The 12,111-nt window shown below is 73.4% G+C and carries 10 protein-coding genes and 1 pseudogene; 5 read left to right on the top strand and 6 right to left on the bottom strand.

Features of this window, described 5'->3' with window-relative positions; translation table 11 throughout:
* Position 1 precedes the first annotated feature (1 nt).
* The 4 genes and pseudogenes from OIE69_RS39885 to OIE69_RS39900 all read right to left on the bottom strand — a co-directional run bounded on the left by OIE69_RS39885 (position 2) and on the right by OIE69_RS39900 (position 2,487).
* Positions 2–472, bottom strand: a complete 471-nt coding sequence (locus OIE69_RS39885; protein ID WP_326580149.1) for a cation:proton antiporter regulatory subunit — start codon at positions 470–472, stop codon at positions 2–4.
* Between the two features lie 451 nt (positions 473–923).
* Positions 924–1,064, bottom strand: a pseudogene (locus OIE69_RS39890) (ClpX C4-type zinc finger protein); the annotation flags it as partial.
* Between the two features lie 149 nt (positions 1,065–1,213).
* A complete protein-coding gene (locus tag OIE69_RS39895) occupies positions 1,214–1,909 on the bottom strand; it encodes an SDR family oxidoreductase (RefSeq protein ID WP_326580151.1) in 696 nt (231 codons plus the stop codon).
* A gap of 137 nt (positions 1,910–2,046) precedes the next feature.
* Complete coding sequence (locus OIE69_RS39900) at positions 2,047–2,487, bottom strand: MarR family winged helix-turn-helix transcriptional regulator (protein ID WP_326580153.1); 441 nt, start codon at positions 2,485–2,487, stop codon at positions 2,047–2,049.
* Positions 2,488–2,652: 165 nt separating this feature from the next.
* Here OIE69_RS39900 and OIE69_RS39905 point away from each other — a divergent pair, with 165 nt between their 5' ends.
* The 5 genes from OIE69_RS39905 (at position 2,653) to OIE69_RS39925 (ending at position 9,229) form a co-directional block, all read left to right on the top strand.
* Positions 2,653–4,107 (top strand): MFS transporter, encoded by a 1,455-nt coding sequence (locus tag OIE69_RS39905; RefSeq protein ID WP_326580155.1) that lies wholly within the window; start codon positions 2,653–2,655, stop codon positions 4,105–4,107.
* 443 nt (positions 4,108–4,550) lie between these two features.
* Complete coding sequence (locus OIE69_RS39910; protein WP_326580157.1) at positions 4,551–5,651, top strand: polyprenyl synthetase family protein; 1,101 nt, start codon at positions 4,551–4,553, stop codon at positions 5,649–5,651.
* A gap of 46 nt (positions 5,652–5,697) precedes the next feature.
* Positions 5,698–7,218 carry a phytoene desaturase family protein gene (gene crtI, locus OIE69_RS39915; RefSeq protein WP_326580159.1) on the top strand — a complete coding sequence of 507 codons (1,521 nt, stop codon included), beginning with the start codon at positions 5,698–5,700 and terminating at the stop codon, positions 7,216–7,218.
* Entirely contained in the window at positions 7,215–8,216 is a 1,002-nt protein-coding gene (locus tag OIE69_RS39920; RefSeq protein WP_326580161.1) for a phytoene/squalene synthase family protein, read from the top strand. The genes crtI and OIE69_RS39920 overlap by 4 nt, the downstream gene beginning before the upstream one ends.
* Positions 8,213–9,229, top strand: coding sequence for a DUF5914 domain-containing protein (locus OIE69_RS39925; protein WP_326580163.1), 1,017 nt, complete (start codon positions 8,213–8,215; stop codon positions 9,227–9,229). Before OIE69_RS39920 ends, OIE69_RS39925 begins: the two co-directional genes overlap by 4 nt.
* Before the next feature lie 35 nt (positions 9,230–9,264).
* Here the strand turns inward: OIE69_RS39925 and OIE69_RS39930 are convergent, their stop codons facing one another.
* Both OIE69_RS39930 and OIE69_RS39935 read right to left on the bottom strand, forming a co-directional pair.
* A complete protein-coding gene (locus OIE69_RS39930) occupies positions 9,265–10,833 on the bottom strand; it encodes an NAD(P)/FAD-dependent oxidoreductase (RefSeq protein ID WP_326580165.1) in 1,569 nt (522 codons plus the stop codon).
* Complete coding sequence (locus OIE69_RS39935; RefSeq protein ID WP_326580167.1) at positions 10,824–12,041, bottom strand: lycopene cyclase family protein; 1,218 nt, start codon at positions 12,039–12,041, stop codon at positions 10,824–10,826. Before OIE69_RS39935 ends, OIE69_RS39930 begins: the two co-directional genes overlap by 10 nt.
* Positions 12,042–12,111: the final 70 nt, after the last annotated feature.

Genomic DNA, 12,111 nt, shown 5'->3' on the forward strand with positions numbered 1-12,111 from the left:
CTCAACTCCCCGCCACGATCGCGGCCAGGGCGTCCACACCTTCACGCGTGCCGACCACCACGAGGATGTCCCCGATCGCGAGCCGGAAGTCCGGCCCGGGCGAGGGGTGCGCGCTCGTCCGCCGCATCACCGCCACGACGGAGGCCCCGGTCAGCGTCCGGGCCCGGGTGTCGCCCAGCGGCCGCCCGGCGTACGGCGACCTGGAGTCGACCGGGATCTGCTCGGTGACCAGCCCGATGCCGTCCGTCCGCACCGCCTCCAGCGGCGTCGGGTCCAGCAACCGCGCCAGCCCGGCGGCCTCTTCGGCCTCCAGCGGGACCGACATCCGGCAGGCGTCGGGATCGTCCGCCTCGTAGAAGCCGAGGAACCTCCGTCCGTCCTGGTGCACCACCACCGACAGGTTCTGCCCGGTGCGCGTGGTCACGTCGTACTGCGTCCCGATGCCCGGAAGGGTCGTCCGCCGTATGCCCACTGCTGCCTCCCAGGCAGGTCCGCACTCTCCACGCCGACCGAGCCCCCTGTCCGCCACTGGGACGACGGGGTGGCTTGACCAGCGTCTTTTGCATCCTTATTACGTTCAACCGGACGGTTCTATTCCGCGGTCCCGGTCGGGTGGATGCGCGTGCGGGTGCGTCGTTCGGTGCCGGCGGGGGCGATCGGCGGACGGTGCCGGGGGGGCCCGCGGGATCCGGTCACTCCTCGCCGGAGAACCGCTCCCATGCGGACTGGCGGGTGATGCCGAGGGCTTCGCCGATCCGGGTCCAGGTGACGCCACGGCGCCGCAGTTCCTGCACCCATGAGCGCAGATCGGTCTCGGCCTGGTCGATGTGCGCGGCGACGCGCGGGATGTGACCCAGCATCTCCGGGTCGGTCAGTGACGCCCACAGGGGGGCGGGCGGCCGGGCCGGGGTGCCCGCGCTCCCGTCGATGATCGATGCGCACAGCGCCACGCACTGGTCGCAGATCTGCACTCCGGGGCCTGCGACCAGCTTCTCGACCTCGCGGTCCGGCTTGCCGCAGAAGGAGCAGCGGCTGAATTCGTCCTGGGTGTCGGAGGGTGTCACGGGTCACTCCTACGGTGTCAGGGTTTCCCTGACACCGTAGGGGTGTCAGGGAAACCCTGACAACCCCTGGCGCGTCATGGTGTGCGCGCAACGGACGGCGGCGGTCCCGCCCCACCGGGCGGGACCGCTCGACGTGCCGGAGCGCCGGATCAGGCGGCCGGCACCGTCGGGGGGTGTGCGAGGGCGGCCTTGACGGTTCGCGTCTGTTCGTCGGCGAGGACCTCGAACCGGTCGTGCGTCAGGGCCTCCATGGTCAGCTCGGCGACGCTGGCGGCGCTGATCTTCGGCGCGTCCGTCCAGGCGCTCAGGTCGGTGTCCACGAATCCGCAGTGCACGCCGACGACCAGGGTGCCCTGGCCGTGCAGGCCCTTGCGCAGGGCGTCCGTCAGCGACCACTGCGCGGCCTTGGACGCGGCGTAACCGGGGAACTGCGGCTGCCCGACCCAGGAGGCCAGCGACAGCATGTTCACCAGCGCCCCGCCGCCGTTGCGGGCCAGCACCGGGGCGAAGGCCTGGGAGACCGCCCATGTGCCGAAGTAGTTGACGTCCATGGCCTGGCGGGCGCCGTCGAGGCCGCCCGTCAGGAGTCCGCTGGTGGCGCCGCCGACGCCGGCGTTGTTGACCAGGATGGAGACGTCGCCCGCGGTCTCGGCCGCCGCGGCCGCCTGTCGTTCGTCCGTCACGTCCAGCCGCAGCGGGACGAGGTCCGGGTCGGTCACGCTCTTCGGATCGCGGACGCCGGCGTAGACCTTCGCGGCGCCGTGCTCCAGGAGCGCCCGGGCGAACGCGTACCCGATCCCTCGGTTGGCTCCCGTCACCAGGGCGACTGATCCCTTGATGTCCATACGGCTTTCCTTACGACACGCCCTCTCGGCAGGGCTCCGTACGCAGCTCGACAACGCGGGCCTTAGCAGGCCCGCGTACTCAGGCTAACACCTGAATTTATTTATGGAAGTCAGCTGTGGCGATCGGCTGTGCCGGTTCAGGGGCGGGGCCAGGGCCGGCCGGCGAGGCGTTCGATGTCGGTGTTGAAGCGCCTGAGGTAGCCCGCGAAGGCGGCGATGTCCTGGTCCGGCCAGTCGGCCATGACCTTGTCCAGGCCGCCGATGATGGCGTCCCGTTCCCCGTCGAGCATCCGGGCGCCCTGCGCGGTGATGCGGAACTTGCGGGCCATCCCTCCCTCGGGGTCGGCGATGCGCTCCACGAGGCCGGCGCGCATGGCCGCGGCGGTCTGCCGGTTGAGGGTGGAGGTGTCGAGTGCGAAGGCCTCGCTCAGCTCGCCGATCGACATCGGCCCCTGGACCCGGATCCGGCTGAGGAGGATGTAGGCGCTGCGGTCCAGGGCGCCGGACCTGTGGCGCAGCAGTTCGTGGCGGCTGAGGAGCATCTGCTCGTACTCGACGTCGTGGGTGGACCTGCCCATGTGCCTTCCGCCTCCTGCCGTTCACCGGGCCGCCGGTGTGCGTCCTCGGCGCCCGCTGCCATCCTCGCACAAGGCGTGCACCAGCCACATCATGTGCGTGATGCACTTCCTATGTACGATGCACATCGATCCCGAACGTACGACCGCCAGGCGAGGAGTGCCGTCATGAACGCCCCACAACCCACAGCACGTGCCGGGGGCGTGGTCGCCACGCTGGCCCTCGCCGGCATCACCGCCGCGATCATGCAGACGCTGGTCACCCCGCTGCTGACGGAGCTGCCGCAGATCCTGCACACCTCTTCCTCGAACGCCGCCTGGGTGATCACCGCCACCCTTCTGGTGGCGGCGGTGTGCGTGCCCGTCTTCGGACGCCTCGGCGACCTGGTGGGCAAGCGCCGCATGCTGGTGGTCTGCTCGGTGCCGCTCATCGCGGGCTCGGTGGTGTGCGCCCTGTCGTCGTCCGTCGTGCCGATGATCGTCGGACGCGGTCTGCAGGGCATGGGCATGGGCATGGTGCCGCTCGGCATCGCCCTGCTCCGCGACGTGGTCCCCGCGGAGAAGCTCAGCTCCTCCATCGCCCTGGTCAGCGCCTCCATGGGCATCGGCGGCGGCCTGGGCCTGCCGATCGCCGCGGCCATCGCCCAGTACGCCGACTGGCGTGTGCTGTTCTGGGGTTCCGCGGGCCTGGCCGCGGTCGTCGCGGTGCTGATCTGGTTCTTCATCCCCGAGGTTCCCGCCGGAGCCAAGGGCCAACGCTTCGACGTGCCCGGCGCGCTCGGCCTGGGCGCCGGACTGGTCTGCCTCCTGCTGGCCGTCTCCAAGGGCGCCGACTGGGGCTGGGGGTCGGCGACCACGCTCGGCCTGTTCGGTGCCGCCGTCGTCGTACTCGCGGCCTGGGGATGGTGGGAGCTGCGCACCCGCGACCCGCTGGTCGACCTGCGCACCACGGCCCGGCCCAGGGTGCTGATCACCAACGTGGCCTCGGTCTTCGTGGGCTTCGGCATGTACGCCGGGATGCTGGTCGTCCCCCAGCTGCTGCAGTTCCCGAAGGCGACCGGCTACGGCCTCGGCCAGTCCATGCTGGCGGCGGGTCTGTGGCTCCTGCCGGGCGGCATCATGATGATGATCGTCTCTCCCCTCGGCGGCAAGCTGACCAACTCCCGCGGCCCCAAGTTCACGCTGATCTGCGGCGCCGTGGTCCTCGCCGCCGGATACGGACTGTCGCTGGCGCTGACGGGCACCGCCTGGGGCCTGATGCTGGCGGTCATGGTCGTCAACAGCGGCGTGGGACTCGCGTACGGTTCGATGCCGGCCTTGATCATGGGCTCGGTCCCGCTGTCGGAGACCGCCGCCGCCAACGGCTTCAACGCCCTGATGCGTTCGCTCGGCACCTCGGTGGGCGCCGCCGTGATCGCTGTCGTCCTCTCCCAGATGACCACGACCGCGGGCGGCCACACCTTCACCTCCGAGAGCGGCTTCCGCACCGGCCTGGTGATCGGCTGCGGCATCGCGCTGGTCGCCGCGGTCATTGCCGCGGCCATCCCCGCCGCCCGCGCCGCGTCCGGCGACGCGGGGACCGCGCCGGCCCCCGAACTCAGCAAGGCGGCGCCGGCCGGCTGACCGGCTGTCCGCCGTCGCGCTGCGGCACCTCCAACCGCGGCGGGGCAACGGCCGCACGCCAGATGCCGGGCGTGCGGCCCTGCGCGGCGTCATCCGCCGAGCATCCATCCCGCAGATCCACGACCAGGGCCGCCGAGGGCCCTCGACTCGAACGAATCGAGCGGCACGTGATCTCCGGCCGCTCCCGGTGGGGCGGGGACCGGCTGCGGGGCCTGACGAGGGCCCGACCGCCCGCGCGGGCGGCCTGCGGATGCGCGGTGGCCGGGCCGGTGCCAGAGTCGGGAGCGACCGTGCGACCCCGCGGGGTGAACGTGCGCCGCCATGGGGGACGCCCTCCCGGCGGGCGCGAGGCGCCGAAGCCGCGGGGGCGGGAAGCGGCCACCAGTGGGAGCTGTCTTCGCGCGCGGAGCACGGCCGCCCGGGACACCGACCGAGAGGCCGCCGTGGGAAGCTCGGATGCGGGAGCGGACACCGAGGTTGTGGAAGCGGTCGAGGCCGAGCTGTCCGCCTATATGGCGGAGCGGCGCCTCACCGGAGCAGGTGTGCCGGCCGCGGACGTCGCTCTCGCCGGCGTCCTGACGGAGTTCGTCTCGCGGGGCGGGGCCCGGCTGCGCGCACGATGCGTGTGGTGGGGCTGGCTCGCCGCCGGCGGTCCGGCTTCGGCGGCCGAGGCCGCGGTGCCGGTTCGGCTGGGGGCGGCCCTGGAACTGCTGCAGGCCTGCGCGCTGATCCACGACGATGTGATGGACCGTTCGGACACCCGCCGCGGCGGCCCCGCGGTGCATGCCCACTTCAGCCATGAGCACCGCCGCGCGGGTTGGTCGGGGGACTCGGTGGCCTACGGGTTCGCCCAAGCCGTGCTGACCGGGGACCTGGCCCTGGTGTGGGCCGAAGACCTGCTCAGGACGGTTCCGATGGACACCGCCGTGAGGCGCAGGGTCGAAGGGCTGTGGGAGACCATGCGCTCGGAGATGGTGGTGGGCCAGCACATGGAGCTGCGCCTGCAGGCGGAAGGCTCCGACGACCCGCAGGCGGCGCTGCGCACCGCCGAACTGAAGTCCGCGCTCTACAGCGTCGCCCGTCCACTGGCCGTGGGCGCCGTCGCCGCCGGCGCGGACGACCGCACCACCGAGGTCCTGCACGAGTTCGGCCGCCGGACCGGACTGGCCTTCCAGCTCCGCGACGACCTGTTGGGCCTCTACGGGGACCCCGCGGAGACCGGCAAGCCGTCGGGCGACGACGTCCGTTCGGGAAAGCCCACCTACCTCACCGCCGTGGCGGTGCAACTGGCCCGGCGGTCCGGCTCCCCCGGGGCAGAGGCCCGCGTCCGTGCCACGCTCGGCAACCCCCTCGCGGACGAGACGGAGGTGAAGGCCTTCCGCGGGCTGCTGCGGGAACTGGGCGCGGTGCGGGCGGTGGAGGCCCGGATCGCCGCACTGGCCGACGAGGCCGCCGCTCTCCTCACGACCGGTCTCCTCGCGCCGCGGGGCATCCGCCCTCTGGCCGGGCTGGCCCGCCGTATCGGCGCGGTGGCCCTCGTATGACCTCCACCACGGTCCGCCGGGCCCCCGAACGCGAGGACGACCGCCGATGATGAGGACCATCCAAGGCCCCACCGACCACGTGGTCGTCGTGGGCGCCGGGCTGTCCGGGCTCGCCGCCACCCTCCACCTGCTGGGCGCCGGCCGCAGGGTGACCGTCCTGGAACGCGCCGCGGGACCCGGAGGCCGCGCCGGTCTGCTCGAGCTCCAGGGCTACCGCATCGACACCGGCCCGACGGTTCTGACCATGCCCGACCTCCTCGAAGAGGCGTTCGCGGCCACCGGCGGCTCTCTCGCCTCACGGGTGGAGCTGCGGGCGCTGCACCCCGCCTACCGCGCGCGGTTCGCCGACGGCTCCGCCCTCGACGTCCACACCGACCCGGACGTGATGGAGGCCGAGGTCGCCCGGTTCGCAGGCGGGCGGGAGGCGCAGGGGTACCGGCGGCTGCGGTCCTGGCTGGGCGAGCTGTACCGGGTGCAGATGCGCAGCTTCATCGACGTCAACTTCGACTCGCCCCTGTCCCTTCTCACCTCCGACCTGGCCCGGTTGGCGGCGCTCGGTGGATTCGGCCGGCTCCAGCCGGGCATCGCGCGCTTCGTCCAGGACGAGCGCCTGCAGCGGGTGTTCTCCTTCCAGGCCCTGTACGCCGGGGTGCCACCCGCCCGGGCGCTGGCCGCGTACGCCGTCATCGCCTACATGGACACCGTCGCCGGCGTGTACTTCCCACGGGGCGGCATGCACGCCGTCGCCCGCGGCCTCGCCGCCGAAGCCACCGACGCCGGGGCCGACCTCCGTTACGGGAGCGAGGTCGCCGCCCTGGAACGCGGCCACGGCGGCAGAGTGACGGCCGTGCGCACCGGTGAGGGCGAACGGATCCCCTGCGACGCCGTAGTGCTGACGCCCGACCTGCCGGTGGTGCACCGGCTCCTGGGCCGCGTCCCCCGGCGGCCGGTACGGCTGCGCTGGTCCCCTTCCGCGTTCGTGCTGCACGCCGGGACCCGCCGGACCTGGCCGCAGCTGGCGCACCACACCCTCTCCTTCGGTGACGCCTGGACCCGCACCTTCGACGAACTGACCCGTCTCGGACGCCTCATGAGCGACCCCTCCCTCCTCATCACCTGCCCCACCGCCACCGATCCCTCGCTCGCGCCCGAGGGCCGGCACCTGCACTACGTCCTCGCCCCGTGCCCCAATCTGGCCACCGGCCGCGTCGACTGGAGCCAGGAGGCCCCCGCCTACCGGGATCGCCTGATGGAGGAACTGGACAAGCGCGGACTGGAGGGGTTCGAGGCATCCGTCGAGACCCTGCGCACCGTGTCGCCCGCCGACTGGGCAGCGGAAGGGCACGCGGCGGGCACGCCCTTCTCGGCCGCGCACACCTTCGCCCAGACGGGGCCCTTTCGCTCCCGCAACCTCGTCCACGGCGCCGGGAACGTCGTCCTGGCCGGCTGCGGCACCGTGCCGGGTGTCGGAGTGCCCACCGTGCTGATCTCCGGAAAGCTCGCCGCCGCCCGCATCGCGGGGGACCGGGTGGTGGCACGGCGGGGGCCACGACGGAGCGTCCTGTGACGGCCCGTGAACTCGACGCCGCCGGGATCACCGAGCCCGCGACGCGGGACGCCTACACGCGCTGCCGCGCGTTGAACGCGCGGCACGGCAAGACCTACTTCCTGGCCACCCGGCTGCTCACCCCGGACCGCCGCCCCTTCGTCCACGCCCTCTACGGCTTCGCCCGGTGGGCCGACGACATCGTCGACGTCGACAACGGCCCCGGCGGCGGAGCGCCCGCGGCCCGGCAACGGGACCTCGCCGACCTCGAGACGGTGCTGCTGGACGGGCTGCGCAGGGGCCGGGCGGACCATCCGGTCGTCACCGCCCTCGCCGACACCGTCCGCCGGCACCGGCTCGACCACGCGCTGTTCACCGACTTCATGGCCGCCATGCGGATGGACCTGACCGTCACCGGGTACCCCACCTACGCCGATCTGGCCGGCTACATGCACGGGTCGGCAGCGGTGATCGGCCTGCAAGTCCTCCCGGTGCTGGGGACGGTCACCTCCCGGGAGGAGGCCGCCCCCGCCGCGGCGGCCCTCGGCGTCGCCTTCCAGCTCACCAACTTCCTGCGCGACGTCGGGGAAGACCTGGACCGTGGCCGTGTCTACATCCCCGGCGACATCCTCACCGCCCACGGGGCCGATCGCGCGCTGCTGACCTGGTGCCGCGGGCGCGGTACCACCGACCCGCGGGTCCGCAGCGCCCTCCGTGAGACCGCCGCCCTCACCCGCGGTGTCTACCGGCGGGCCGCCGTCGGCATTCCCATGCTCGCTCCCGTCTCGCGCCCCTGCGTCCGAACGGCCCTGGTGCTCTACCGGGGCATCCTCGACGAGATCGAGGCCGCCGACTACCCGGTGCTCCACCGTCGCGTGGCCGTGCCCCGGCACCACCGCGTCCGCGAAGCCGCCCGCGGTCTCGCCGGCGTCGTCTCCAGCCGCGTCACCCACCGGGCATGCCCGCGGCCGGTGCCGTGCGGCGCCACATCAGACACGCCCGAGGAGTCGACCGTATGAGCCGCTCCGGCCGTCCGTTCCATCCGTTGGCCCTGCTCACCGGCGGCAAGTGGCAGGACCAGTCGCCCACCTGGCGTGACGCCAGGCCCGCCCTCATCGCGTCCGCGCTGAAGCGTGCTCAGGCCCGTCCGTCCGGCAACTGGTACGTGGTGGCCGCCAGCACCGAGGTCGATGGGCGCCGCATCACCGGGAGGTGCGTGGCGGGCCTCGAGGTGGTGCTGTGGCGCGACCGGCAGGGGCAGGTACGAGCCGCTCCCGGCGCCTGCCCGCACCTGGGTGCTCCGTTGTGCGACAGCTTCGTGCGGGACGGCACGATCGTCTGCCACTGGCACGGCCTCGCGCTCAAGCCCTCGGGACACCCGGGGTGGGATCCCTACCCGGCCCACGACGACGGCCTCCTGGTGTGGGTGCGGCTGGACGCCGTCGGTGGTGAGGAACCCTCACCGGCACCGCCCGGCCCCGCGCGCCCCGCCCCAGGAGCCTCGCTGGCGGCCGTCATGACCGTCGCGGGGCGGTGCGAGCCCGAGGACGTGGTCGCCAACCGGCTGGACCCGTGGCACGGGGCATGGTTCCACCCCTACTCCTTCGCCGACCTCACCGTCGTCGACGCTCCTGCCGCGCACGGCACGGACGCCTCCGACGCCGCCGCGGACCGCTTCCTGGTCGACGTCTCCTTCCGGGTCCGCGGACGTCTCGGCGTTCCGGTGCGGGCCGAGTTCACCGCACCCGGGCCGCGCACCGTGGTGATGCGCATCGTCTCCGGGGAGGGGGCCACCAGCGTCGTCGAGACCCACGCGACCCCCCTGGGCCCCGGCAGCGACGGCGAACCCCGGACCGCCGTGACCGAGGCCGTCGTCGCCCACTCACCGCGCCCCGGCTTCGCCCTTGCGCGCCGGAGCGCGCCGCTGCTGCGGCCACTCATGCGGCGCAGCGCCGCCCGCCTCTGGCGCGACGACCTGGCCTATGCCGAGCGCCGCTACGCCCTGAGGAGCCAGGGCCGGTTCCCCGGCTGAGGTTCCGTCTCGTGCGCAGTGGGGGCACAACGCCTTCAGCCCCAGCGGGACAGGGCGCGCATGACGGTGTTGCGCCCGCCCATCGGGACCGACCACAGCGGGTGGCCGCGCACTCCCCAGGATGCCAGGAGGGCGTTCGCCGCCTGCGTTCCCGTCGTGGCCGCGCGTTCCATCAGGGCGACGGGGAGCGCGGTGCGCACGTGGTCGCCCGCGAGCACCAGGCGGGGGTGGGCGGTGCGCACCGCGGGCCGGTCCCGGTAGCCGCCGACGGAGAACAGTGGGCAGTCCTGCCGCCATTCGTGGCGGGTGTCGACCACGGCCGCCCCGGCGCACTCGGGGTAGATCCGTGACAGTTCGCGCCGCATGGCGTCCTGGACGGCGCTGCGGTCGGCTGCCGGGCCGACGGCATAGGCGTGAAGTTCCACCACCGAGCCACCGGTCGTCCTCGCCCACCCGGCCGCCTCTCCCTCCCAGTGGCTGAGGATGGTGACGTTGTCCACCGGGCCGTACCCGCTCGTCCCCAGGAATCCCGGCCGGTCGGACCGTACGGGGCGGTCCAGCCAGTAGCGCGAGACCAGGAACGGCGGGGCCGGCTGGAGCCGTTCGACACCCGCGCGCCAACCGCGGGTTCCCACACCGGGCGATGCCGCGACCACGGCCCGCAGGCCGGCCGTGTCGAGGGCGAGTACGACCGCGTCGTACCGGTGCTCCTTCGGCGTCCGGGACGCGGCGGTGGCGGCGACCGCCAGGCGGAAACCCTCCGCGTCGGGGCTCACGGCCAGGACGGTGCTGCCCGTGCGGACGCGGGTCCCCAGACCGGACAGGTGGTCGGCGAGCGGGTCCCAGAGCGCCTGCGGGTACGGCTCGCCGGGCACATCGAACAGCAGTCCTTCGGAGGACCCGAGGAAGTAGATGTGGAACATCAGCACCAGTTCCGCGGCGGACAGTTCCTTCGGATCGGCGAAGAAGCTGCGGGAGAACACCTCGAACGCCAGGTCCCGGGCGTCTTCCGGGAAACGGACCTCGTCCAGGAAGGCGGACGCGCTCACCCCGTCCAGCCGCTCGTACACGTCCGGGACGCGTACGTCCAGCAGCGGCAGGGCGGCCCGCGGGTTCATCCGGGCCAGGCTCGACCAGCGGAAGCCGGGGCTGAGCGCGACGAAACCCAGCACGCTCCACGGCGGTGTACGCGGCACGTGGCGGAAGCTGTCGCGCGCGCCGGTGGCGCGCTGCAGCGGGTAGTCGGCGAGCGGCCGCAGTCGGTCGAGGCGCGGGTCGGCCCGGCGGAGCAACGCGCGGAGGTTGTAGTACTGGCGGAAGAAGGCGTGGAAGCCCCTGCTCATCGTGACCTGCCGGCCGTCGGCCAGAGCGGTCCGCCATCCGGCAGCCCTGCCGCCGAGGACGTCCTCACGTTCCAGCAGGTCGACGCGCACGCCGCGCTCGGCGAGCGCGACGGCCGCCGCGATCCCGGCGATGCCTCCACCCACGACGGCCGCGTGTGGTGCGGGAGCCGGCACCCGGTCGGCGCCGTCCCGCGCCGGCCACAGGACGGCCTTGCGGTCGCGGCCCGGGCGCGTCGGCCGGAACGGGGGGTTCAGGGGCATGCGGTGGCCTTTCGTCGCGGGAGCAGCGGGAGTTCCAGGAGCGAACGCAGCATGGCCGGCACCGGTGTGCCCAGACCGATGGCCCACTCGTCGCGCAGGGTCGACGTGCCGTTGAGGAAGCGCAGTACCCGCTCCGGGGGATTGCGCCTGAACAGGTCCTCGAAGAAGGCCGCCCCACCGGCCCGGCCGGTCGCCAGGGCGCGCAGCATGACGGCGTCCATGAGGCGGTGGCGGGCCGCGTGCGGCATCGGTGGCCGCGGGGTCCGGCCGGCGTGCCAGGAGACGGCGACCGCGGCCGACTGCCGCTGGATGGCCGCGAAGGCGTACCCGGTGGAGGGCCGGGTGGCACCGCCGGCAACACCGATACGGAACACGCTCTCTCCGGCAGACCGGGGGAAGCGCCCGTCCGTCATGGGGATGATGCCCTGTTCGACCGCGGTGACCACGTGGCCGGCCGGCCGCCACACGCGGTGGACGTAGTCCTCCAGCGCCGCGTCGTAGGCGGACTCCGTCAGTGGCGCGGTGGAGAACTCCGTGTACTCGACCAGGGCCTCGCGGCGGTTGAAGGGCAGCACGTACGCGAAGGACAGACCTTGGGCGGGCTGAGCGGTGCGGAAGTCCATCAGATCGGCGACGCCGGGCTCGAAGCGGTCGGCGCGCACGGTGACGAACCAGCCCCTGAAGTGTTGCAGGAGCGTGGTGCGGGCCGGCGGCAGTTCGCGCGGGGGCCGCGAGTCGAAGGCCCAGCGGGCGTGGAGCCGGACCGGACGGCCCGCCGCGTCGTGGCCGGTGACCTCGGCGCCTCCCGGCACGTCACGCACCTGGTCCACGGTCGCCTCCACCCTCCGTACGCCGGGCCGGCGGGCGAGCAGACCTCCGACTCCGTGGAGGAAGTCGACCGAACGGATCATCTGGTAGGCACGGGGGGACGTGAAGCAGACGCGGTGGCCGTCCCTGGCTGTGATCCGCAGCCGGTGCCAGCGGGCGGTCACCAGGCTGTCGAACTCGTCGCGCTCGTCCCCCCAGAAGCACCATGTGCGTGCGGGGGAGCGTCCGGGGGAACCCTTCGGGGGCTCGACGAGCACGAGCGACGCAGGGCGGCCCCCCGGGCCCGGCGAGGCCGTCAGACGGTGTGCCAGTGACAGCCCGGCGGCGCCCGCCCCGACGATCACGACGTCGACGGCACTCCCGGTACCGGCCTCGGACAAGGGGTCCTCCCGGACGGTGGTGCGTGCGGAGCGGTTGTGGCGATGATCGCCGCTTCCGCGGCCGGAAGGG

The organism is Actinacidiphila glaucinigra (assembly GCF_035918135.1).
In the GTDB taxonomy this organism is placed as follows: Bacteria; Actinomycetota; Actinomycetes; order Streptomycetales; family Streptomycetaceae; genus Actinacidiphila; species Actinacidiphila glaucinigra.